Annotated in this window: 17 protein-coding genes; 4 read left to right on the plus strand and 13 right to left on the minus strand. The window is 65.1% G+C overall.

Annotation, left to right across the window (positions count from 1 at the left end; translation table 11 throughout):
* The first annotated feature begins 86 nt into the window (after positions 1-86).
* Positions 87-2,216 (plus strand): TonB-dependent receptor, encoded by a 2,130-nt coding sequence (locus ACE3TJ_RS12635; RefSeq protein WP_374596648.1) that lies wholly within the window; start codon positions 87-89, stop codon positions 2,214-2,216.
* A 121-nt stretch (positions 2,217-2,337) separates the two neighbouring features.
* Positions 2,338-3,306 (plus strand): LysR substrate-binding domain-containing protein, encoded by a 969-nt coding sequence (locus tag ACE3TJ_RS12640; RefSeq protein ID WP_374596650.1) that lies wholly within the window; start codon positions 2,338-2,340, stop codon positions 3,304-3,306.
* 106 nt (positions 3,307-3,412) lie between these two features.
* Here the strand turns inward: ACE3TJ_RS12640 and gabT are convergent, their stop codons facing one another.
* The 6 genes from gabT to ACE3TJ_RS12670 form a co-directional block, all read right to left on the minus strand.
* Complete coding sequence (gabT, locus tag ACE3TJ_RS12645) at positions 3,413-4,726, minus strand: 4-aminobutyrate--2-oxoglutarate transaminase (protein WP_374596652.1); 1,314 nt, start codon at positions 4,724-4,726, stop codon at positions 3,413-3,415.
* A gap of 13 nt (positions 4,727-4,739) precedes the next feature.
* Complete coding sequence (locus tag ACE3TJ_RS12650) at positions 4,740-6,200, minus strand: NAD-dependent succinate-semialdehyde dehydrogenase (RefSeq protein WP_374596654.1); 1,461 nt, start codon at positions 6,198-6,200, stop codon at positions 4,740-4,742.
* On the minus strand, positions 6,200-7,633 hold the full coding sequence (locus ACE3TJ_RS12655; protein WP_374596656.1) for an aspartate aminotransferase family protein: 1,434 nt from the start codon (positions 7,631-7,633) through the stop codon (positions 6,200-6,202). The genes ACE3TJ_RS12650 and ACE3TJ_RS12655 overlap by 1 nt, the downstream gene beginning before the upstream one ends.
* A gap of 80 nt (positions 7,634-7,713) precedes the next feature.
* Positions 7,714-8,667, minus strand: coding sequence for a hypothetical protein (locus tag ACE3TJ_RS12660; protein ID WP_374596658.1), 954 nt, complete (start codon positions 8,665-8,667; stop codon positions 7,714-7,716).
* 18 nt (positions 8,668-8,685) lie between these two features.
* Positions 8,686-10,065 carry a peptide MFS transporter gene (locus tag ACE3TJ_RS12665; protein WP_374596659.1) on the minus strand — a complete coding sequence of 460 codons (1,380 nt, stop codon included), beginning with the start codon at positions 10,063-10,065 and terminating at the stop codon, positions 8,686-8,688.
* A 28-nt stretch (positions 10,066-10,093) separates the two neighbouring features.
* Positions 10,094-11,290 (minus strand): serine hydrolase domain-containing protein, encoded by a 1,197-nt coding sequence (locus ACE3TJ_RS12670; RefSeq protein ID WP_374596661.1) that lies wholly within the window; start codon positions 11,288-11,290, stop codon positions 10,094-10,096.
* 227 nt (positions 11,291-11,517) lie between these two features.
* On the opposite strand from ACE3TJ_RS12670, the gene ACE3TJ_RS12675 reads away from it, so the two are divergent.
* Positions 11,518-12,201, plus strand: coding sequence for a M24 family metallopeptidase (locus tag ACE3TJ_RS12675; RefSeq protein WP_374596663.1), 684 nt, complete (start codon positions 11,518-11,520; stop codon positions 12,199-12,201).
* Between the two features lie 25 nt (positions 12,202-12,226).
* Here the strand turns inward: ACE3TJ_RS12675 and ACE3TJ_RS12680 are convergent, their stop codons facing one another.
* The 5 genes from ACE3TJ_RS12680 to kdpF are packed head-to-tail and all read right to left on the minus strand — an operon-like array spanning position 12,227 to position 17,346.
* Positions 12,227-12,919 (minus strand): response regulator, encoded by a 693-nt coding sequence (locus tag ACE3TJ_RS12680; protein WP_374596664.1) that lies wholly within the window; start codon positions 12,917-12,919, stop codon positions 12,227-12,229.
* 8 nt (positions 12,920-12,927) lie between these two features.
* The gene (gene kdpC / locus ACE3TJ_RS12685) at positions 12,928-13,491 is read right to left on the minus strand and encodes a potassium-transporting ATPase subunit KdpC (protein ID WP_374596665.1); all 564 of its coding nucleotides are present in this window, start codon (positions 13,489-13,491) and stop codon (positions 12,928-12,930) included.
* An 11-nt stretch (positions 13,492-13,502) separates the two neighbouring features.
* Complete coding sequence (gene kdpB, locus ACE3TJ_RS12690; protein WP_374596667.1) at positions 13,503-15,527, minus strand: potassium-transporting ATPase subunit KdpB; 2,025 nt, start codon at positions 15,525-15,527, stop codon at positions 13,503-13,505.
* A 12-nt stretch (positions 15,528-15,539) separates the two neighbouring features.
* Complete coding sequence (kdpA, locus tag ACE3TJ_RS12695; protein ID WP_374596668.1) at positions 15,540-17,243, minus strand: potassium-transporting ATPase subunit KdpA; 1,704 nt, start codon at positions 17,241-17,243, stop codon at positions 15,540-15,542.
* A 13-nt stretch (positions 17,244-17,256) separates the two neighbouring features.
* Positions 17,257-17,346, minus strand: a complete 90-nt coding sequence (kdpF, locus tag ACE3TJ_RS12700; RefSeq protein ID WP_374596670.1) for a K(+)-transporting ATPase subunit F — start codon at positions 17,344-17,346, stop codon at positions 17,257-17,259.
* Positions 17,347-17,600: 254 nt separating this feature from the next.
* On the opposite strand from kdpF, the gene ACE3TJ_RS12705 reads away from it, so the two are divergent.
* On the plus strand, positions 17,601-20,240 hold the full coding sequence (locus ACE3TJ_RS12705; RefSeq protein ID WP_374596672.1) for a DUF4118 domain-containing protein: 2,640 nt from the start codon (positions 17,601-17,603) through the stop codon (positions 20,238-20,240).
* A 36-nt stretch (positions 20,241-20,276) separates the two neighbouring features.
* On the opposite strand, the gene ACE3TJ_RS12710 is transcribed toward ACE3TJ_RS12705, so the two are convergent.
* Together ACE3TJ_RS12710 and ACE3TJ_RS12715 are read right to left on the minus strand one after the other, a co-directional pair.
* Positions 20,277-21,701: an aldehyde dehydrogenase family protein gene (locus tag ACE3TJ_RS12710; protein ID WP_374596674.1), complete on the minus strand. Its 1,425-nt coding sequence runs from the start codon at positions 21,699-21,701 to the stop codon at positions 20,277-20,279.
* Entirely contained in the window at positions 21,698-23,062 is a 1,365-nt protein-coding gene (locus ACE3TJ_RS12715) for an aspartate aminotransferase family protein (protein ID WP_374596676.1), read from the minus strand. The genes ACE3TJ_RS12710 and ACE3TJ_RS12715 overlap by 4 nt, the downstream gene beginning before the upstream one ends.

Consider the following 23,062-nt stretch of genomic DNA (forward strand, 5'->3'; position numbering starts at 1 on the left):
TTGTCGCGATTTTCGCATCTGCCGTGGAAACGGCCGTTCCATAGCCTTTCCGGTGAATAATGAAGCTGCAAAAGAGGGGGGTAGCAATGATTTCCAAAACAACATTCGCCGCAGGCGTTTCCGTATTCGCGATGCTGGCGGCGACAACCGCGTATGCGCAGGAGTCGGATGACGCGGTCGATAGCGGGCAGGTCATCGTCGTCACCGCTCAGAAACGCGAGCAGCGCCTTATCGACGTGCCCATGGCCGTGTCCGTGCTCGGCGGCGAGGATCTCGAACAGCGCGGCATCGACAATGTGCAGGATCTGTCGTTCGCGGTCCCCGGCCTCACGATGCGTGAAGATGGCCCCGGCAGCTACACGATCTTCCTGCGCGGTCTTGCCAACCAGTCCGGCTCCGGCGCGCTTGTCAGCATGTATCTCGACGAGGCGCCGCTTTCGCTTTCCGGCTACGACCAGCTGAGCCCGGTCCCGCTTGATTTCGCGCGCGTCGAGGTGCTGAAAGGCCCGCAGGGAACGCTCTATGGCCAAGGGTCGGCGGGCGGCACGATCCGCTTCGTCACGAACGATCCGAACACCAGCCAGTTCGAGGGCAAGCTCGAAGGCGAAGTTTACAATGTCGCCAGCGGAGAGGTTGGTACGAAGCTGAGCGGCGTGCTAAATATACCCCTGGTGCAGGATCAGCTCGCGCTGCGTATCGCAGGCGCCTACGAGCAGGGCGGCGGCTGGATCGATCAGCCGGAAGCGGGCATCAAGGATGGGAACGGCACCGAACTCATCAACGTACGCGCCAAGTTGCTGTGGACGCCGAGTGAGAACTTCAGCGCCGAAGCCATGGCGCAGATCCACCGCGCCGACACCAAGCTCGGCACGGGCTTCGAAGAACCGGACCGCACGGTCGATATCGGCCCGGATCGCAGCAAGGCAATGATCCCCAAGGAGTTCGATTTCGATCTCTACAATCTCGAACTCCGCTACGACATGGGCTTCGCGGAGCTGGTGAGCGCCACGACCTATATCGAGCACAAGCACCAGTATCCGTTCACCTACATTCCCCGCCCCGGCAACTATTCGTATAACATTGTCGAGGGTAACGACGACCGCTGGGTGGACGCCGATCAGTTCAGCCAGGAACTCCGCCTTACGTCTTCTGGCGGTCCGTTCGAATGGACGCTGGGTGCCTTCTACAGCGAAGGCGACAGGTCGCTGCTTGCCCTGTACGAATATCTCTACGCGCCTGATGCCGACATTTCGGAGGGCGGGGGCTTCCTCATCGGCGATCAATACTATCTCTCGAAATCCAGTTCCGAGTCCTACTCGCTGTTCGCGGATGCATCCTACAAGCTCTTCGATCGCCTGACGGTCGGTGCGGGCATCCGCTATTTCAAGGACAAGCAGACGAGCCTGATCGAATATGCGCCCGGAACGGGCGTGGAGCAGTCGGCAAAGTTCGATTCCGTCGATCCGCGCTTCTACGTTTCGTACCAGTATTCGGATAACGCCAGCATCTACGCGAACGTTGCGAAAGGCTTCCGTTCGGGCGGCTTCAACTCCGCGCCGTTCGCCCCCTACAAGCCCGAAAAGATCTTCACCTACGAGATCGGCACGAAGGGCATGACGTCCGATGGTGCGTTCAGCTACGACATCGCGGCGTTCTTCACGAAATACAAGGACATGGTCCGTCGCCGCCTTGTGAACGTGAACGGCGCCTATCTCTCGGAATCGAGCAACATCGGCGAGGTCGAGGTGAAGGGTATCGAACTGGGTGCCGCCGTTCGTCCGACCACCGGTTTCACGTTCACGGCAAGCGCTGCGTATCTCGACAGCGAGATCGTTGCGACGGATGCCGCCGATACGGTCAACATCCCCGGCGACCGCACCGATTACACGCCGAAGTTCAGCATCACGCTCGGCGCGAACTACGAGTTCGATTGGTCGGCGAACGTGCCCGGCTTCGTGCGCGTGGACTACAGCTATCGCGACAAGGTGACGTATATCGATCGTTCGAGCTTCCTGCCCTCGGCGCTGCCGCAGGCTTCCGACGACATCGGGCTCCTGAATGCCCGGATCGGCGCGACGTTCGGCGCGGTGGGTGTTGAACTCTACGGCCAGAACATCGGCAACGTGAACAAGGCGATCGATCCCTATCAAGGCTGGGCGAACTCCAACCGCACGCGGCCGCGGGTGATCGGCATCAAGGGTTCGGTGAACTTCTGAGCGAGACGGGCGGCGCCTGAACGCGGCGCCGCCCATATTCGAAGCCTTTCAAATGCTTAAATCACTGGTTCTTGACCCGAACGGGAGGGGATGGGAAGCTCGGCCCGGTCGGGAGGACTATGTGCTGGAGCGTAAGGTCAAGGGCGTCAATCCGCCGTCGCGCAAGTCGCTGCCGCCGTTTGAAGCCCTGCGCGCGTTCGATGCGGTCGCCCGCCTGAAGGGCGTGCGGCGTGCGGCGCAGAGCCTCGGCCGCGACCACGCCGTCATCAGCCGCCACCTCAGAACGCTGGAAGCCTGGACGGGCACGACGCTTATCGAACGCACGTCCGCCGGGGTGGTGCTGACCGAAGCCGGTATCCGCTACCACGAGCAGGTCGCGATGGCGCTTGATCTGCTCGCTGATGCCACGATGGAGCTGATCCGGCGCGGGAGCGAGCACCGTCTGCATATCTGGTGCATGCCGGGGTTCGCGCTGCACTGGATGTCGCGCCGCGTCGGTGCGTTCGAACGGCTCGACCCCACCGTGCAGATCGAGATTCGCCCCACGGATCGGAGCCCGGATTTCGGATCGCACGAGACGGACATCGATATCCGCTTCGTGCCGACCTACGGCTCGCCCTTCGTGCTCGGACCGAAGCTGCATCATATCGAGCTGGCGCGCGTGCCGATCGTCGCCGTGGCAAGCCCGGACTATCTCTCCGCGTCGGCGCCCATCGATAAGCCGGGCGATCTGCTGCGGCACAGGCTGCTTCACGAGGACAATTTCGATTCCTGGGTGAACTGGCTTTCCGCGCACGGCATCTACGACGATATCGACCTGACCGGCCCCAAGCTCTGGCAGGGCCACCTGACGCTCGACGCGGCGCTGCACGGGCGCGGCGTCGCGCTTGCGAACCACCTCGTCGCTGCCGACGATCTGGCGAGCGGGCGCCTTGTCGAGATCGGGAAAGGGCTGGATAGCTTCCAGCCTTACAGCGACGGCATCTACCTGTTCATCGCGCGCGGCGATCGCTGGGACGCGCCGCTCATCCGGCGTTATCGCCGCTGGCTGAAAGACGCGATCGCGAAGTCCCTTTCGGGCCGGGCATGAACGCTTAGGGCAGGCAGCGCGATTTCGGAATCACGCAGCCTGCACCACCTCTGTGTTCGGATTATCTTTCACGCAAAAGCCGGTACTCACTTTTGCGCAGGAAGCCTCAGCTTGCGTTGGCAAGCCGGGGGGCAAGGACATCGAGCGCGGCGAGCGATTGCTCAAGGATCGTGAGGCCTTCTTCCAGGTGCGCGTCCGGGATCGTCAGCGGCATCAGGAAGCGGATGACATTGCCCTTGGTTCCGCAGGAAATCAGAATGAGGCCCTGCTTCTGCGCCTCTGCGATGAGCGCACGCGTGAGCGCTGCGTCGGCCATGTGCGGTGCTTCGGCAGAGCATAATTCCACGGCGACCATTGCGCCGAGACGACGGATGGCGCCGATCACGCCCTTGCGGGCGCGCTGGCGCAGATCGACGAGGCGTGCCTCGATCGTTTGTCCGATCGCTTCGGCACGCGCGCACAGCTCTTCGCGATCGATGACGTCCAGAACCGCAAGCGCGGCTGCACAGGCGACCGGTGAACCCGCGTACGTACCGCCGAGCCCACCGATCGGGGATGCATCCATCAGGTCGGCCCGGCCGGTGACGGCGGCGAGCGGATAGCCGCCGGCGATGCCCTTCGCCATCGTGATGATATCGGCTTCGATGCCGGCACGGGCATGGGCGAAGTAAGCCCCTGTCCGTCCGAAACCGGTCTGGATTTCATCGATGATCAGCAGGATGCCGTGGTCGTCGCAAAGCTTTCGGAGGGCCTGCAGAAGTTCAACGGACGCGATGTTGAAACCGCCTTCGCCCTGCACGGGCTCGATGATGATCGCCGCGACGCGGGCCGGATCGACATCCTCGTGGAAGATGTCGTGGATGCTCGCGATGCTGTCCTCAACCGTGACGCCCGCTGCATCATCCGGGAAGCGCGCGTGGAACACTTCGGCGGGGAAGGGGCCAAAGCCGGCCTTGTAGGGCGTTACCTTTCCGGTCAGCGCCATCGTCATCATCGTCCGGCCGTGAAAGCCGGCGGAGAAGGCGATCATCGCGCTACGGCCCGTCGCAACGCGCGCGACCTTGACGGCGTTCTCCACGGCTTCCGCACCCGTCGAGACGAGGATCGTCTTGCGCGGGCTGCTGCCGGGTACGAGCGCATTCAGGCGTTGCGCGAGTTCGACATACTGCGGGTACATGGCGACGTTGAAGCTGGTATGCGTGAAGCGATCGAGCTGGGCGATCACGGCGGCCTTCACGTCAGGGTGGTTATGCCCCGTGTTGCACACGGCGATGCCCGCCGCGAAATCGATGTAGCGGCGGCCTTCGAGGTCCCAGATCTCGGCATTCTGCGCGCGGTCGCAGACGACGCTGGTGACGTGGGACACGCCGCGCGCCACGGCGTCTGCGCGAGCTGCGAGAACTTCAGTGCTGGTCTTCATATCGCTCTCCTGTTCAGGCCGCTGCGGCGATTCCGCCGAGCGCAAGATACTTGATCTCGACGAAGTCTTCGATGCCGTAGCGGGAACCTTCGCGGCCGATGCCGGATTCCTTGATGCCACCGAACGGCGCGCCTTCGTTCGAGGTCAGCACCTCGTTGGCGCCGACCATACCGTATTCCAGCGCTTCTGCCACGCGGAACACGCGGCCGATGTCGCGGGACCAGAAATAGGCGGCGAGGCCGTAGGGCGTGTCGTTTGCCATGGCGATCACCTCGGCTTCGGTCTCGAAGGAGGTCAGCGGGGCGACGGGCCCGAAAATCTCTGCCTGCGCGATTTCCATACCGGGCGAAACGCCGGTGAGGATCGTGGGCGCGTAGAAGTTGCCGCCGCGTTCGTGCCGCCCGCCGCCGAGCACGGCCACAGCGCCCTTGCCAATGGCATCCTGCACGAGACTGTCGACCTTCTCCACCGCCGCTGCATTGATGAGCGGCCCGATCTGCGTACCTGCGCCGAAGCCGTCGCCAATGCTGAGTGCGCGAACAGCCTCGGCATATTTTTGCGCGAAGGCCTCCATGATGGCGGACTGCACGTAGATACGATTCGTTGAAACGCAGGTCTGCCCGGCGTTGCGGAACTTGGTGGCGATCGCGCCCGCGACGGCGGCATCGAGATCGGCGTCGTCGAACACGATGTACGGCGCGTTGCCGCCGAGTTCGAGGCTGAGCTTCTTCACCGTGTCCGCGCACTGACGCATCAACAGCTTGCCGACCCGCGTGGAGCCGGTGAACGAGAGTTTGCGGACGTCCGGGCTTGCCGTCAGTACGCTCGCGACCTCGGCCGCGTGCGCGGCAGTCACGGTCGTCATCACGCCTTCGGGGAGGCCCGCGTCCCTGGCCAGCACGGCGAGCGCGAGCGCAGAAAGCGGCGTATCCTCGGCGGGCTTCACCACAATCGTGCAGCCTGCCGCGAGGGCGGGCGCAACCTTGCGCGTAATCATGCCGCTCGGGAAATTCCACGGCGTGATCGCGCCGACCACACCGACAGGCTGCTTCAGCACAAGGCAGCGTTTGTCGGGCGCATGGGCGGGAACGATGTCGCCGTAGACGCGCTTCGCTTCTTCGGCGAACCATTCGATGAAGTTCGCGCCGAACAGGATTTCGCCGCGCGCTTCGGCAAGTGGCTTGCCTTGCTCCAGCGTCAGGATTTCGGCGAGCACATCGGCATTCTCGACGACGAGGCCGTGCCAGCGGCGGAGGACGGCGCCACGCTCCTTGGCGGTGCGCGCGCTCCAGCCCGGGAAGGCGGTCCTGGCTTCCATGATCGCGGCGCGCATGTCGTCGGCGGTGCCGTCCGCGACATTGGCGATGTGCGCGCCGTTTGCCGGGTTGAACACCGGGAAGGTCCGTTCGGCAACGCTGAGCATCAACCCGCGCGCGATGAGGTCCGCCGCCGCGTTCGAGACCGGCAGGGCCATCACAGCACGCCGAACGCGGCGGCGGTTGCGTCGAGTCCCGCTTTCATCTTCTCGACCATCTCGTCGATTTCGCTGCGGGTGATGACGAGCGGCGGGCTCAGTACCATCGCCTGCCCGACGGCACGGGCGATGAGGCCGTTCTCCCAAAGCACCTCGCGGCAATGGATCGCGGCCTGCTCCTCGGCGGTAAAGACCGTCTTCGGTGATTTGGCGCGGACCAGTTGCAGCGCGGCGACAAGGCCGACGCCGCGCACTTCGCCGACAAGCGGATGCGCGTCGGCGAGCTGGCGCAGCGACTGATGGAAATACGGCCCCACGTCTTCCCGGACGCGATCGACGAGGCCTTCGTTCGCGATGATATCAATGTTGGCGCTGGCCACCGCACACGCGACCGGGTGGCCCGAATAGGTGAAGCCGTGCGCGAGGAGGCCGCCTTCATTCAAGGACTCGAACACTTTCGTACCCACGGCGACCGCGGCAATCGGCAGGTAGCCGGAGGAAAGCCCCTTCGCCATCGGCATCAGATCGGGCTGGATATCGTAGTATTGCGAGCCGAACCATTCGCCGGTGCGGCCGAACCCGCAGATCACCTCGTCGGCGACAAGCAGGATGTCGTACTGGCGGCAGATACGCTGGATTTCCGGCCAGTAGGAGGTGGGCGGATCAATGACACCGCCCGCGCCCTGCAGCGGCTCCCCGATGAACGCGGCGACGTTGTCCGGTCCGAGTTCGAGAATCTTTTCCTCCAGCGCCTGCGCGGCCTTCAGGCCGAACTCCTCGCGGGTCAGACCGTCGCCGAGCAGATAGTGGTGCGGGTGCATGATATGCGCAAAACCGGGCAGCATCTCAGGCGCCATGCCGTGCATGTGCGGCATACCGCCCAGGCCGACGGCGCAGAGCGTGCTGCCATGATAGCCGAGATCGCGGCCGATGAAGGTCTGCTTAGTCGGCTTGCCCTGCAGCATCCAGTAGCGGCGGACGAGGCGGACGATGGTGTCGTTGGCCTCCGAGCCGGAATTCGCGAATAGGATATGATCAAGGCCCTTTGGCGTCAGCTTCGCGATCTTTTCGGCGAGTTCGATCATCTGCGGTGTCGAGGTGCCGAAATGATTGTTGTAGTAGGCCAGTTCGTTCATTTGCCGCGCGGCAATCTCCGACAGATCCTGCCGACCGTAGCCGACCGCGACGCACCACAGGCCCGCCATGCCATCGAGCAGACGGTTGCCTTCATTGTCCCACACGTAGCAACCCTTGCCCTGCGTGATGATACGCGTGCCCTTTGCCGCGAGCGCCTTGGGGTCGGCGAACGAATGGACGTGGTGCGCGGCATCGACGGACTGGAGCGCGGCGGTATCGGCGAAGTTGCGAAGCATGAACCAGAAATCCTCACGTTTCGGCCCGCCTTTGCGGCCAGGACCAATGCGCGCGATCATTCAGTCGGCCGCCGGACGGGCCAAGGCGACAAAGCGGCGAGCGGTGGTGCGTGCGCCGCACCAACGCTGCGCAGCGATTTTCAGTGGGATGCGGCGGGGCCGATGCCCTTGCCCTCGATCGGGGAACCGGCGAGCGGCCGGTAGTCGGCATCGACGCGCGGATCGCCCGCGATGACGCCTTCGAGCGCGACGCCAGTCTCGCTGGTGTCGCCCGCGTTGCCGTGAAGCGCGAGGTTGCGGCCGACAATGCGGCTTTTGCCTGTGGCATTGAGCGCGATCGGCTTGCTTCCCACGATGAGCGAGTCCGAAACGTAGATCGCGGCGTCGTCTTCCGCGTAGAGGCCGTCGTCGGTGCTCCGGTCGACCGCGATGCGCGTGAGATGTGCGACACTGTTGTTGTAGGCGGCGACCGCCGAGGAATCGTTGTTGCGGAAGACCGCTCCGTCGAGCCGCAAGTATGCGCCCTCGTAGAGCCATGTTGCGACATGGCCGTCCAGCACCCGAAGATCGCGCGCATCGAGGATCGTGTTGCCGCGCCCGGTGAGCCCCATTTTCTGGTAACGGCTGATGGTGACGCCCGAGATGCGCGCGCGGCTGTCCACGGCGAAGATGCCGTGGCCTTCGTAGATGTCGTCTTCCTCGATGTCGAAGCGGAAGCCGGTAATGTCGAGGCCGCTGATCGTCACGTCGGCATTCCGGAGGCCGATGGCTGTGCTCGGTAGACCCTCGCTGCCGTCGAGGACCGCGCCTTTCTCGCCTTGAATGGTGAGGCGCTTGCCATCGACAGCGACGAACGCGCGAACGATGATCTCCTTGTACGGCAGATCCCGATAGGCGCGCGGGGCGTAGACGCCTGCGCGCACGAGGATGGTGTCGCCGTCGGCCGCCTTGTCGATCGCGGCCTGTATCGCGCCGTCGCCCTTGAAGGTGCAGCCCTTCGCAGGCGCGCCTGCCGGGCAGGCGACGAGAGTTGCGCCAAGCGCAGGACATGCCGCACCGGCAAGCAGGCCGATGACGGCCAGCGTGATTTTCATTCGCAATCCCTCCCGTATTTACGCTGTCACTCGCGAATGGAGCGCCCGGACCAGCCATGTCCGCAGCAGCAGGACGAACAGCGCGCCGCTCGCCACGACGGCGGCATGGATCATCCAGAAGCCCAGCGGGCCGACCGGCTCGTAGAAACGACCGAGCCAGCCGCTGACGATGCCCCCGATGAAAATGCCGAGATAGTAGGCGCCGACCATCATCGCGTTCACCGCCGCAGGCGCATCTCGCGACACAAGCGCAAGCGCGATGGGCGCGATGTAAAGGTAGCCGACGGCGCACAAGAAGTGGAAGACCACCGGCCAGATAAGGGCGATCTTGCCGCCGCCCGCGAGGAGTTCGCCGATGCTGAGGAGGAGACAGGCGATGCCGAACGCGCAACAGCCGATGGCGATTTTCGAGAGCTCGGCGGGCTCCGCGCCGCGCTGCGCCTGCTTCCGCCAGACAACCACCATCACAGGCGCAAGCAGGAGAACGGCGAGCGAATCGAGCGATTGGAACCAGGTGACCGGCACGGTCCAGCCGAGAATGTCGCGGCCGACATGGTCGCGCAGCCACAGCGGATACGTGTTCCACACCTGCGCCTGCGCGGTCCAGTAAAGTGCGGTGATCGAAAGCACGACGAGGAGAGCAATGATAACGCGGCCATCGCCCGGCGCGAGCTTCGGCTTGTCGCCGCGTTCGATGGCGGCGCTTTCGGGCGGCAGGTAGCGATATCCCGCAAGGTAAATGACGATGCCGACGAGCATGCCGACACCCGCGGCGCCGAAACCATAGTGCCAGCCGTAAAGCTCGCCGAGCGTCCCGCAAATGAGCGGCGCGATCGTCGCGCCGACGTTGATTGCGGTGCAATAGATCGTAAAGGCGCCGTCGCGGCGGCTGTCGTTCTTTTCGTAGAGATCGCCGACCTGCGCAGCGAGGTTGCCCTTGAGCAAGCCTGCGCCGAGGATCAGAGAACCGAGTGCGGGAAGGAATGCGGCCTCGAACGCCATCAGGAAATGGCCGATCGCCATGAGACCTGCACCCGCGAGCACTGCGCGCTTGCGGCCTGTCACGCGGTCGCCCAGGAGCCCGCCGAGCACAGGCGTGAAATAGATGAGGCCTACGTAAAGCCCGAAAATCTGCGAAGCGAGGGCTTGCACGGAAAGCGGCCCAGTGAGGGCTTCGATCGCGCTGCGGAAGCCCGCAAACCCCCACACACCCTCGATATTGCCGGGGTGCAGCAGGTGGCCCGCCATGTAGAGCACGAGCAGCGCCTGCATTCCGTAGAAGGAGAAGCGTTCCCAAGCCTCCGTGAAGGCGATGTAGGCAAGCCCGCGCGGCTGGCCCCAGATTTCGCGCGGCGCCTGCTCAGACGGCAGGCAGGGTGCATCGGCGGCGGTGGTCATTGCGTAGTCTTGCCTCCGCCGTTCCTCATCAGCCGATGGTCTCGACAACCGAATTGAAGACGTCGTTGTCGAGGATGGCTTCGGCCCCTTTCGGTTTCGACCGCGCACTCAAAACCACGATCTGGATGCGACGCGCCGGGTTCAGATAGATATATTGGCCGAAGATGCCGCGTGCTGAAAAGGCGCCATCGGCAAACGATCCGTCTCGCGCCGGAACCGGCCACCACATGTAACCGTAGTCCAGCCGCCCACCGCCGAGTTCGCGCGGGCGTGTGGCTTCCACCGTCCAGCCTTCGGGGAGCACGGCTTCCCCGTCGATGACGCCGCCTTCAAGCATGAAACGGCCGAAACGCGCATAGTCGCGAAGCGTGGCGCATAGGCCGCTGCCCGCGACCTCAAGGCCGCCTGGCGCTTCCAGCCACCATTCCGCATCGGCTTCAGTGCCGATGCGCGACCAGATGCGCTCTGAAAGATAGTCTGCGAGCCACTTGCCCGTTGCGGCGCGAACCAGCGCACCGACGACGTGTGTTTCGCCGGTGCTGTAGTTCCAGAGCGTGCCCGGCGCGTGCGCACGCGGCAGGCTCGCCATGTAGCGCATGATCGCGCCCGGCTGCTGCTCGATCTGCAGGCCCAGCATGTGCCGCCGCTCGGAAGCCGGGTCGGTATGTGTGTCGTCCCAGCGCACACCCGAAGTCATCAGCATCAGCTCGCGGACGGAAACGCCATCGTAACCGCTTCCGGAAAGCTCGGGCAGGTAGCGGGTCAGCGAATCCTCGACCGAAGCGATATAACCGTCCCGGATCGCCGCGCCGATAAGCGTGGTGCTGACCGATTTCGCCATCGACATCGAAAGCCAGCGTGTCGCGGCGTTGATGCCGAGTTCGTATTGCTCGTGGACGAGCACGTCACCCTGCATGACGAGCAGTCCGGCGACACGGTTGCGCGACATGTAGTCGTAGAGATCATAGGTCGTATTGTTGGCGCGAACGGGAAATTCGGACAATCCTGCTGCAGGCGCGGCGCCGAGCGCACGCACGGAAGCGCCGCGGCGGACCGTACGCGTCGCGAAGGCACGCTCGGTCTGGCCGAAAATCCGCACCTGTTCGTCGGGCATCAACTGGCCCGCGTAGACATCCACCATCAGTGCGGCAAGCCGGGCGTCGACAGCGTCGGGTGTGTCCCTGATTTCGGCGTGCTGCAATTCCGGCTCCCTTGTCGGCGGCATCGTTCCTCCCGCATCGTTCGAGCGGTTATGCAGGATGCGGACGCGTCTCTGAGGTGCGAAGGGAGCAATGGCCGGTGTGCGCCAATCACCAGCACTACGGAGACCGGTGCGCCATCGGCACCGCACGCTGCTCAAAAATGGCCTTGTCGCGATGGCGCGCAGGCGGTCAACGTCGGCAGAATCGGGTGCAATGTGCGGGTAAATGCATCAACAGGAAAGGGTGGGATGTGAGTGCAGATGAAAAGGTGAAGGCGGAAGCGGTCGGCGCCAACTTCGACAGGGCCATGTTCCTGCACGTGCGCGAACGCACCCGGAAGGTCATCAACGATATCGCGGCGGCCATCCATCCCGGGATGCTCGAGGAAGATGCCGTCGCGATGGCGAAGGACCAGCTCCGCGCGGCGGAAATGCTGCGCGGATGGCATGGGCTGCACGTCCGGTTCGGGTCCAACACGCTGAAGAATTTCGGCCAGCCTTCCGAGCCGGGCGTAGCGCTTCGGGACAACGACATCTTTTTCATCGACATCGGCCCCGTCTGGCAGAAGTGGGAAGGTGATGGCGGCGATACGTTCGTTGTCGGTAACGATCCGGAAATGCTGGGCGCGCAGCGCGACGTGCGCGACCTGTTCGGCCGAGCCCGTGCGAAGTGGCTCAACGAGGGGCTCTCGGGCATGGCACTTTACGATTTCGCCGCGGCCGAGGCGCAGGTGATGGGTTGGGAACTCAATCTCGATATGTCGGGCCACCGGCTCGCGGACTTTCCGCACGCCGTACTTCACAAAGGCGCGCTAGCGGAAGCGCCGTTCACGCCATCACCGGAACTCTGGGTTCTCGAAATCCAGATCCGTCATCCGGATCGGCCATTTAGCGCATTCTATGAAGATCTGCTGCTGACGGATCACACGGCGTAGGCCTCGGCGCCGTTAACGCAATCGGCTATTCCAGCACGCGCAATCTGTAGCCGACACCTGGCTCGTTGGTGATGAGGCGCGGTTGTGCAGGGTCGACCTCGAGCTTCTGGCGCAAGTTGCGGACAACGATCCGAAGATAATCGACGCGCTGCTCCTGCGCCGGACCCCAGACGTTGCGGAGAAGTTGCGCGTGGCTGATCACCCTGTCGGGATGGCGTGCCAGCGCAGCGAGAACGTCGTATTCCTTTGGCGTGACATGTACCTCCGCACCTGCGCGAAGGATACGGCGGCGGGCCAAATCGATCTCGACATTTCCGATGACGACGCGGGCCTGTCCGGCCTCTCCCGACTGGCGGTGCCGCAGCGCCGTGCGAATGCGGGCGAGGAGTTCCTCCGTATCGAACGGCTTCGTCAGATAATCGTCGGCGCCGAGATCGAGCGCGGCGACCTTCTCCGCCGTATCCTCGCGCGCGGAGATCACGATCACTCCGGCGGATGAACGCGCACGGATGATCTGGATGAGCTCGATCCCATCCCGGTCGGGGAGGCCAAGGTCGAGCAGAACCGCGTTCGGTTTCTCGATGTCGAGAAGCGACAGCCCTTCGCGTGCGGATGTCGCTTCGCTGACGGCATGGCCGACCCGCTGCAGCGCCGCGCGCACGAGCCTGCGGATGTGCGGGTCGTCTTCGATGACGAGAATGCGCGCGGTTGCGGACATGGCCCCTTTTAGGGCCGCGACGAGGCCCGGTCGAGCGCGAGGTTTAGAGCGAGCACGTTCACGCGCGGCTCGCCGATTATGCCTGCGAGAGGGGTTTCGGTGTGGGCCGCGACGAGCGCCTCCACCTCCGCTGCGGGCAGTCCGCGTGCTTCTGTGACGCGTGCGATCTGGAACCGCGCCGCGGCCGGGCTGATGTGCGGATCGAGGCCCGAGCCCGATGTGGTCACGAGATCGGCGGGAATTCCTGAGCCCGAGACGTCGGCCTTGATGCGCTCGACGAGTGCTTTCGATGTCGGCCCGAGGTTGGACCCCGAGGACGCGAGGGCATCATAGCCGTTGCCTGCGGCGGAGGGGCGGCCGTGGAAATAGCGCGGCGAGGTGAAGGCTTGCCCGATGAGCGCGGAGCCGACGACTTGCCCGTCGCGCTCGATGAGGCTGCCGTTTGCTTGGCGTGGGAACAGGGCCTGACCGATACCAGCGAGACCTAGCGGGTAGAGGATACCGAGTAGGATTGCGAACAGCAGCGTCAGGGCGAACGCGGGGCGGAGGGCGGTGCGGAGATCGGAGAGCATGGCGGTATCCTTCAGGCAAGACCGATACTGGTGACGGCAAGGTCGATGAGCTTGATGCCGATGAACGGCGCGACGAGACCGCCGAGGCCGTAAACCGCGAGGTTACGGGAGAGCAGCGGCCCGGCCGCCATCGGGCGGTAGCGGACGCCCTTCAGTGCGAGCGGCACGAGACAGGGGATGATGAGTGCGTTGAAGATGATCGCCGACAGGATCGCGCTTTCGGGCGATCCCAGCCCCATGACGTTGAGCACGCCGAGCCCGGGATAGAGCACCACGAACATCGCCGGAATGATCGCGAAATATTTCGCGACGTCGTTCGCGATCGAAAAGGTGGTGAGTGCACCGCGCGTCATCAGGAGTTGCTTCCCGAGGCCGACGATCTCGATCAGCTTTGTGGGGTCGCTGTCGAGATCGACCATGTTGCCCGCCTCGCGCGCCGCCTGCGTGCCCGTGTTCATGGCAACGCCGACATCGGCCTGCGCGAGTGCGGGAGCATCGTTGGTGCCGTCGCCGCACATGGCGACGAGGCGTCCACCTGCCTGCTCGCGGCGGATGAGCGCGAGCTTGTCTTCGGGCGTCGCTTCGGCAAGGAAATCGTCGACGCCAGCCTCGGCGGCAATCGCCGCGGCGGTGAGCGGATTGTCGCCGGTGATCATCACCGTGCGAATGCCCATGCGGCGAAGCTCCGCAAAGCGTTCGCGTACGCCCGCCTTCACGACGTCCGACAGCGCGACGGCGCCGAGCAGACGCCCGTCGCGCACGACGGCGAGCGGCGTGGCGCCCGAACGGGCGATCTCGTTGGTGATGCGCGTGAGTTCCGCGGCCGCAGGCGTATCGGCAAGCGCGGGCTCCGCCTTCAGGATGGAATCGACGGCGCCCTTCCGAATGATGCTGCCTGCAACCTCGATCCCGGATACGCGCGTCTGTGCCGTGAACGGGATCACGCGCGCGTCTGCAGGGAGTGTGCGCGTGGCGACGGCGTAGCGCTCGCGCGCCAGCACGACGATCGAGCGGCCTTCCGGCGTCTCGTCGGCAAGGCTCGCGAGCGTGGCGGCGTTCGCCAGCGTTTCCACATCGATACCGGAGAGCGGCCGGAAGGCCGTTGCCTGACGGTCGCCGATGGTGATCGTGCCCGTCTTGTCGAGCAGCAGCACGTCGACATCGCCCGCGGCTTCCACCGCGCGGCCGGATTTTGCGAGCACGTTGAAACGCACCAGCCGGTCCATGCCCGCGATGCCGATCGCGGAGAGGAGCGCGGCGATCGTGGTGGGGATGAGCGTGATGAGCAGTGCCGCCAGCACCGCGACCGGAACGCTGCCGCCCGCATAATCGGCAAAGCCGGGGATCGTTGAAACCGCGATCAGGAAGATGATGGTGAGCCCGACGAGCAGGATCGTGAGTGCGATCTCGTTGGGCGTCTTCTTCCGCTCGGCGCCTTCCACGAGCGCGATCATCCGGTCGAGAAAACCGTGCCCCGGTTCCTGCGTGACGCGGACCTTGATGCGGTCTGAAATGACGCGCGTGCCTGCGGTGACGGCGCTGCGGTCGCCGCCCGCCTCGCGGATCACGGGGGCGCTCTCGCCGGTGATCGCGGCCTCGTTCACCGAGGCGACGCCTTCCACGACCTCGCCGTCGGCCGGGATGAGATCGCCGGTTTCGACGAGGACGAGTTCGCCCTTCCCGAGCTGCGCCGCGCCGATCATCTCGTAGATATCGCCGACACCCACGAGCAGCTTCGCCTTAAGCTCGGACTTGGTGGCGCGCAGCGACGCCGCCTGCGCCCGTCCGCGTCCTTCGGCAAGCGCTTCCGCGAAGGTGCCGAACAGCACGGTGAGCCACAGCCACACGATAAGCTGCATCTGGAACGGCATGGAGAGGCGCTCGCCGCCGATGGCGAGGAGCACGGTGAGCAGAAGCGCGACAACTGCCGTGGTGAACAGCACCGGATTGCGCACGAGCTGGCGCGGATCGAGCTTCAACACCGCATCGCGCATCGCGGGGATCACGAGGTCTGCCGAGAACATGGATTTGGTCATGGGAGTTGTCCCTCAGAAGAGGTCGCCGCGCAGCATCGCGATATGGTCCGCAACCGGACCGAGCACGAGGCCGGGGAGGAAGGTGAGACCGCCGACGATGAGGATGATCCCGACGAGGAGACCGATCCACAGCGCGCCCGTGGTGGGAAACGAACCCGCGGTTGCGGGCGTGTATTTCTTCGCCGCGAGGCTGCCCGCGATGGCGAGCACGGGCACGATCACGAAGAACCGCCCGAGCCACATCGCGATGCCGAGAAGGGCATTGTACCACGGCGTACCCGCGGTAAGCCCAGCGAAGGCGGAGCCGTTGTTCCCGGCCGCCGACGTGAAGGCATAGAGGATTTCCGAAAAGCCGTGCGGCCCCTTGTTGAGCGGGCCCGCGAGGCCTGCCGTGTTTACCGCGCTCAGTGCCGTGAGACCGAGAATGGCGAGCGGCAGGACGGCGATCGCGAGCACGGCGAGCTTCACCTCGCGTGCCTCGATCTTCTTGCCGACATATTCGGGCGTCCGCCCGACCATCAGCCCGGCGACGAACACGGCGAGCAAGGCGAACAGCAGGAAGCCGTAGATGCCCGCGCCGACGCCGCCCACAACGACCTCGCCAAGCTGCATGTTGAACAGCGGGATCAGGCCGCCGAGCGGCGTGAAGCTGTCGTGCATGGCGTTGACGGCGCCGCACGAGGCGGCCGTGGTGACGACCGCGAAGAGTGCCGAAGCGGCAATGCCGAAGCGAACCTCCTTGCCTTCCATGTTGCCGCCGGAAACGCCGAGGCCGTGCAGGATCGGATTGCCTGCGGCCTCCTGCCAATAGGTGACGGTCACACCCGCGATGAACAGCACGAGCATGGCGGCGAGGATCGCCCAGCCCTGCCGCGTGTTGCCCACGGCCTTGCCGAACGTCCACGTGAGGCCGACGCCGATCGCGAAGATCGACAGCATCTGTACGAGGTTCGTGAGCGCGCCCGGATTTTCGAACGGGTGCGCGCTGTTCGCATTGAAGAAGCCGCCGCCGTTGGTGCCGAGCATCTTGATCGCTTCCTGGCTGGCAACGGGCCCGAGCGCGATCGTCTGCTTTGCGCCTTCCAGCGAGACGGCATCGACCGAGGCGGCGAGCGTTTGCGGTACGCCGCTCGCGATCAGGTACACGGCATAAACGAACGCGATCGGCAGCAGCAGATAGAGCGTGATGCGCGTGATATCCGCCCACACGTTGCCCACCGTGGCGGCCTCTCGCCGCGCGAACCCGCGGAACAGCGCGAAGGCGACCGCAATGCCCGTCGCGGCCGACAGGAAATTGTGGATGGCGAGGCCAAGCATCTGGGAGAGGTTCGAAAGCGCCGCTTCGCCCGAATACCACTGCCAGTTGGTGTTGGTGGTGAAGCTGATCGCGGTGTTCATCGCGCCGTCCGGTCCCAGCGCTGCAAGGCCGCGCGGATTCAGCGGCAGCACGTCCTGAAGCCGCAGCACCGCATAGGTGAACAGCAGGAGCGCCAGATTGAACAGGAGGAGATGCAGCGCATAGCGCCGCCAGCCCTGCTCCGCTGAAGGGTCGATCCCCGCGAGCCTGTAGAAGCCGTTTTCAACCGGCCCCAGAATGCGGTGAAGCGGTGTCCGCCGCCCTTCGTAGAGCGCGAACAGCCACAGGCCCATCGGCTTGGTGAGGGCCAGCAGCAGGCCCACGAACAGCGCGATGAGCGCCCATCCCTGGTAGGTCATCGGGAGGTTCCGATCAGAAGCGCTCGGGCCGCAGCAACGCGGCCACGAGATAGAGGAGAAGGCCGAGCGCGGTTGCGCCGGCAAGGATCAGGTGCAGGGTCATGGGCTGCGCCTTCAGGCGTCGTCGCAAACGCGGACGAGCGCCAGCGTCGCAAGAACCAGCCCGCCCAGCAGGGCGAGCCATGGCAGGTCCGGCATGAGGAATCTCCGTGCGAGCGCCTTCATGGCGCAGCCCACGAGATAGGCGTTGCCGCCATTAAGGTTCGACGGCGAATGGGGGCCTTTGGCATTAAGATTTCATAGTGAAGCCTGCCCCGCCGTGGTGTTTGCACGCGGCACGGTCTAGATTTCAGGGCGATGGACAGCGAAGCCCGGCCTTCTCCCGACGCCTTGTTGCGTGCCGCACAGCGCGAGGGGCGCGGTACGCTCAAGATTTTCCTCGGCGCCGCGCCGGGCGTCGGCAAGACGTTCGAAATGCTGCGCGACGGCGCGGAACGGCTGAAAGCGGGCGTGGATACGGTGGTTGCGATCGTGGAAACGCACGGCCGCGCGGAAACCGCCGCGCTGCTGGAGCCCTTCGAGGTGATCCCCCGCCGCCTCATCGACTATCAGGGCCACGTGCTCGAGGAGATGGACCTCGACGCCGTGCTCGCGCGCCGACCCGCGCTCGCGCTCGTTGATGAATATGCGCACAGCAACGTCGAAGGCAGCCGCCATCCCAAGCGCTGGCAGGATGTCGCCGAACTGCTGGATGCCGGGATCGACGTCTACACCACGCTCAACATCCAGCACGTCGAAAGCCTGAACGACGTCGTCGCCAGCTTCACCCGCGTGCGCGTGCGCGAAACCGTGCCCGACAGCGTGTTCGAGGGCGCGGAGATCGAGGTTGTCGATCTGCCGCCCGATGAACTCATCGAGCGGCTGAAGGAAGGCAAGGTTTACGTCCCCGCTGAGGCCTCACGCGCGCTCGGTCATTTCTTCTCGAAACAGAACCTCTCGGCGCTTCGCGAAATGGCGCTCCGCCGCGCGGCACTTACCGTCGATCAGGCGATGCTCGAGCATCTCGACGCCTATGCCGTGCCCGGCACGTTCGCGGGCGGCGAGCGCGTCCTCGTTGCGGTGAGCGAGCTTCCCGGCAGCGAAACGCTGGTGCGCGCGGGAAAGCGGCTCGCCGATGCGCTGCGCGCACCGTGGCAGGCGATCTATATCGAAACGCCGCGCGCCGCGACCTTCGACGAGGCGGACAAGCGCCGCGTCGCCGATGCGCTTCGCCTTGCCGCCAATCTCGGCGCGACGATCGCGACCATCCCGGCCGAAAGCGTGATCGAGGGGCTCAAGACGCATCTCGAAGGAATGCGCGCCACGCAGCTCGTGATCGGCAAATCGACGCGCAGCTGGTGGTTCGAATTGCGCCACGGCTCGGTCGTCGATGCCATGCTGCGCGAGGGCGAAGGCCTTGCCGTTCATGTCATTCCGGCGGAAAGCGCGCCGCTTCGGCAGCGGTCCGCACCCGCGAAAGGGTGGGGGAGTCCGCGCGACTATGCACTCATTGCAGCCGCGGTTGCGCTGACGACGCTGATCGGCAGGCTCGCGCAGCCGCTGATCGGCACGGGCGGCGTCGATCTCATCTATCTGCTGCCGGTGATTGCCGCGGCGGGCCGCTTTGGATCGCGGCCGGGTCTGGTCGCGGCGCTGGCGTCGGCGCTTGCCTATAATTTCTTCTTCCTGCCGCCGCTCTACACCTTCACGATTGCCGATCCGCAGAGCGTGCTCACCCTGTTCGTGCTGCTCGGGATCGCCACGTTCACGGCCGAGCTTGCGAGCCGGCTCAAAGCCCGCGCGACGCTCGGCGCTCGCAGCGCGCAGGAAAATGCCGCCGTCGCCGCATTCGGCCAGGCGCTGGCGCGTGCGTCGGACTGGGAAACGACGAGCCGCATCGTCTGCGCGGAAATGGCCCGTATCCTAGGCGTGCGTACGGTCCTGCTCAAGGAACGGGACGGCGCGCTTGTGAGCGTCGCGGCGTTCCCGGAAGGCGCAGTGCTCGGCCCCGTCGACATGGCTGCGGCCGACTGGGCGTGGAGTCGCGGCGAGCCGGCCGGCGCGGGTTCCGCGACGCTGAATGCGGCGGACTGGCAGTTCCAGCCGCTGCGAACGGCGCTTGGTATTCTCGCCGTCGTGGGTCTTTCAAAGGAGGACGGGCGCGAACCCGTCGGCGCCGACCGCGCCGTGCTGCTGTCGACGCTGCTCGGTCAGGCCGCGCTCGCCCATGAGCGCCTGAAGCTGGATGACGAGCTGCGGACGGTCACGGTGCTGAAGGAGCGCGACCGTCTGCGCGCCGCGCTGCTCTCCTCGATCGGTCACGATCTCCGCACACCGCTGACATCGGTTTCGGGCGCGGTCGATGCGATTGCTGCCGAGCATCCGAACTCGGCGACGCTGCCCATCGCGCGCGCCGAAATCGCGAAGCTGCGCCGCTTTCTCGACAACCTGCTCGACATGGTCCGCATCGATACCGGCCGCTTGACGCCGAAGCCCGAGCCGATCGACCTTACCGACGCCGTGGCAAGCGCGGTTCACGATCTGAAGGCGCTGCTCACCGAGTCCCACATCGATCTCAAGGTGCCCGCCAATCTGCCGCTCGTCTCCGCCGACCCGACACTGCTTCACCACATCCTGCTCAACCTCCTCACCAACGCGGCACAGCACGGCGGCGGCAGGATCGTGATCGAGGGAAGGCGCGTGCCCGATGCCGTTACTCTGTCGGTGGGCGATTCGGGGCCAGGGCTGCCGGAGACGGGCAGCGCGCCCTTCGCCGCCTTCAAGACGGGCCGCGGCACCGATCAGAACCAGGGCAGCGGCCTTGGCCTTGCGATCGTGAAGGGCTTCGCGGATGCGATGGAGCTGAGCGTGAGCGCCAGCAACCAGGATGGTGCCGGCTCGCTCTTCACGATCGTGTTTCCCGAAGATGTCGTCGTGAAGAATTCGAAGGCGGACTAACCGCGCGCGAAAACAGGCGGGATATATCGTTCCCGCTCATGAAGGCGGGAACACCGCGTCGGCGAAGGCTTGGGTCATCGCGCCGTAGGGGCCCTTGAGTGCGGCCATCAGCGGGCTGTCGTCCGCGCATTCGAACACGGATTTGCTGTGCGTGAAGCCGATGAAGCCTTCGTAGCCGGAATGGCAGCCCATGCCGCTCGCGCCGATGCCGCCGAAGGGCAGCACGGGTTCCGCGCCCTGCAGGCCGAACACATTGATGCCGATGCCGCCTGCGATCACGCTGGTCTGGAACACATCGGCGAGATCGCGTTCGCGCCCGACGAAATAGGCGGCGAGCGGGCGGTCGTGGCCGTTGATGTAGTCGACCGCTTCATCGAGCGAGGTGTAAGGCTTCACAGCCGTAACCGGCCCGAAGATCTCGTCGGTCATCACGCCCAGCGCCTCGCCGGGACCGATCACCAGATACATCGGGATCTGCAGGCGTTCGGGATCGGGCGTGTCGCCGTTCAGCGAGATGACGGTGCAGCCGGCGGCTTCCGCCTCGCTGAGATAGCCGAGGATGCGGTCGTAGTGGCGGCGGTTGATCGTGCCGGTCGCGTCGGGATGGCCCACGTAAGACGGATACATCGCCGACCACGTGGATTTCGCGAGCGCGATCCATTCGTCCAGCCGATGCGCGGGAACGAAGGCGTAGTCGGGCGACGTGCAGACCTGCCCGCCCTTGAACACGCGGTTGTAGAGGAAGCGCTCGACAAGATCGGCGCTGACCCCGGATTCGGAAAACACGGTGGGGTTCTTGCCGCCGAGTTCCAGCGTCACGGGCGTCAGCCGCTCTGCCGCGAGCCGAAGGACATTCCGGCCGATCTTGCTGCCGCCTGTGTAGGCAAGATGATCCCAGGGCAGCGTGCAGAAATATTCGGCGAACGCGATATCCTCGCCGCACACGACTGCGAGTTCGCTCTCGTCGAACGCCTCGGCGATGGCCTGGCGAAGGAGGGTGCTTGTCGCCTCGGTCTGCTCGGAGGCCTTGACGATCACGCGGTTCCCTGCCGCCAGCATGTCGTTCACCATCACGAGCGCGCATTCGATGGGGAAGTTCCATGGCGCGAGATTGCCGATCACACCTTTGGGCTGACGGATCACCCGCGCGCTCGACTGGCCGTGCACGTAGGCATTGAGCGGCCGCTCCGACGGCTGCATCCATTCGGCGAGCTGCGTCTGGATATAGCGGTTGCGCCCGAGCACGCCGCCGGTTTCGAAAAGGTCGGTCACCATCGGCGAGTGCGATCCGAAATCGGCGGCGAGGGTTTCCTGGAACCCCTTGCGGTTGCGCACCATCGCTGCCTCCAGCCGACGAAGGCGATCGAGACGCTCGTCGAGCGTCGGCATCATGTTGCGGCCGAACGCCGCCTTCTGGGCTTTGAACAGTCGATCGAGTTCCTGCGTTGTCGTATGCATCATGCCAGCTCCTGATAGGCTTCGGCGAAGGGATAGGTGCGGAGAACGGTGGCGACGGCCTCCGCGATCGCGGCGAAGTCCGCCGCCTGATGCGCGAAGGAGAAATAGACGTGATTGGAGGTCGGCAGGCTGAGCATCACGCCGTGGTTGATGAGCGCGAGATAGAACAGCTCGACGAGATCGGTGCGAAGCGCGGCGTAGCGCGCGAAGCTTGCCGGGGCATCGGTGATGAACAGCTGCATCATCGATGCCATCCGGTTGACGTGAAGCGGAATGCCATGCGCGACGAAGGCCGAGACGAGCGTGGCCGCGCAGTCCGCCGCCGCCGTGTCGAGTGCCGCGTATCCGCCTTCGGCGTCCTGACGCTGGTATTCGGTCATCGCGCCGATTGCCGCAGCGAGCGCCGCCGTGCCATCGTTGCCGGTGCCTGACTGAAAGGCGCGGGGAACACACGTGGCGGCAAGCGGATCGGTGACGGCCATCACGTCGGCGCGACCGGCGACCGCGCCGAGCTTCTCGCCCGCCGCGAGCGCCTTGGCGAAGGTCGCAAGGTCCGGCGTCACGCCGTAGTGCCCCTGCGCGCCCGCGAGACCGAGGCGGAAACCGGTGATGACTTCGTCGAAGATCAGGATGATGCCACACGCCGCCGTTGCGCGGCGGACCGCACGGAGGAAGTCCGGCGAGGCACCCCACAGACCGCCCGAATGCATTGCCGGATCGAGCAGGACGGCAGCGATATCGCTGCGCCCCGTGACGAGCGCTTCGAACGCGGCAATGTCGTTGAACGGCAGCGTCAGCACGTCCTCATGTGCTGACGCGGGCACGCCGGCACCGAAGGGATGCCGATCGGGTGTTAGCCCGACAAGGAACGCATCCGACTGGCCGTGATAATGGCCAAGGAACTTCACCACCTTGTCGCGTCCGGTGAACGCGCGGGCATAGCGCACCGCCGACAGCACCGCCTCGGTGCCGCTGTTCAGGAAGCGCACCTTTTCGGCGCACGGCACGATCGATGCCAGCAGCTCGGCGCATTCCACGAGAAGCGCCGGATTGAGAACGAGCGGTCCCATGTCGCGATGCCGTTCGATCGCTTCCAGCACGGCGGCCGGACGGTGCCCGAGCATCAATGGGCCGTTGCAAGAAAAGCAGTCGATATAGGCGTTGCCGTCGACATCGATTGTGCGGCTGCCCGAGCCCGTTCCCATGTAGAGCGGATAGGGCGCGAAATAGCGCAAATTCCCGGAAACGCCGCCGGGAAGGACAGATTTCCCGCGCTCCCAAAGTGCGTGCGATTTCGGTGTGCGCGCGGTGTAGTCCGCGAACACGGCGGTCTTCAATCTATCGAGGGCAGGGGTATCCGCCAT

The organism is Sphingosinicella sp. (assembly GCF_041916975.1).
Classification (GTDB): domain Bacteria; phylum Pseudomonadota; class Alphaproteobacteria; order Sphingomonadales; family Sphingomonadaceae; genus Sphingosinicella.

Excerpts from the sequence above, each read along its gene's own strand:
- ACE3TJ_RS12635 (WP_374596648.1), top strand. The coding sequence starts at position 87 with ATGATTTCCAAAACAACATTCGCCGCAGGCGTTTCCGTATTCGCGATG.
- gabT (WP_374596652.1), bottom strand. The coding sequence starts at position 4,726 with ATGAAGACCAGCACTGAAGTTCTCGCAGCTCGCGCAGACGCCGTGGCG.
- ACE3TJ_RS12650 (WP_374596654.1), bottom strand. The coding sequence starts at position 6,200 with ATGGCCCTGCCGGTCTCGAACGCGGCGGCGGACCTCATCGCGCGCGGG.
- ACE3TJ_RS12655 (WP_374596656.1), bottom strand. The coding sequence starts at position 7,633 with ATGATCGCGCGCATTGGTCCTGGCCGCAAAGGCGGGCCGAAACGTGAG.
- ACE3TJ_RS12660 (WP_374596658.1), bottom strand. The coding sequence starts at position 8,667 with ATGAAAATCACGCTGGCCGTCATCGGCCTGCTTGCCGGTGCGGCATGT.
- ACE3TJ_RS12665 (WP_374596659.1), bottom strand. The coding sequence starts at position 10,065 with ATGACCACCGCCGCCGATGCACCCTGCCTGCCGTCTGAGCAGGCGCCG.
- ACE3TJ_RS12670 (WP_374596661.1), bottom strand. The coding sequence starts at position 11,290 with ATGCCGCCGACAAGGGAGCCGGAATTGCAGCACGCCGAAATCAGGGAC.
- ACE3TJ_RS12680 (WP_374596664.1), bottom strand. The coding sequence starts at position 12,919 with ATGTCCGCAACCGCGCGCATTCTCGTCATCGAAGACGACCCGCACATC.
- kdpC (WP_374596665.1), bottom strand. The coding sequence starts at position 13,491 with ATGCTCTCCGATCTCCGCACCGCCCTCCGCCCCGCGTTCGCCCTGACG.
- kdpB (WP_374596667.1), bottom strand. The coding sequence starts at position 15,527 with ATGACCAAATCCATGTTCTCGGCAGACCTCGTGATCCCCGCGATGCGC.
- kdpA (WP_374596668.1), bottom strand. The coding sequence starts at position 17,243 with ATGACCTACCAGGGATGGGCGCTCATCGCGCTGTTCGTGGGCCTGCTG.
- kdpF (WP_374596670.1), bottom strand. The coding sequence starts at position 17,346 with ATGACCCTGCACCTGATCCTTGCCGGCGCAACCGCGCTCGGCCTTCTC.
- ACE3TJ_RS12705 (WP_374596672.1), top strand. The coding sequence starts at position 17,601 with ATGGACAGCGAAGCCCGGCCTTCTCCCGACGCCTTGTTGCGTGCCGCA.
- ACE3TJ_RS12710 (WP_374596674.1), bottom strand. The coding sequence starts at position 21,701 with ATGATGCATACGACAACGCAGGAACTCGATCGACTGTTCAAAGCCCAG.
- ACE3TJ_RS12715 (WP_374596676.1), bottom strand. The coding sequence starts at position 23,062 with ATGGCGGATACCCCTGCCCTCGATAGATTGAAGACCGCCGTGTTCGCG.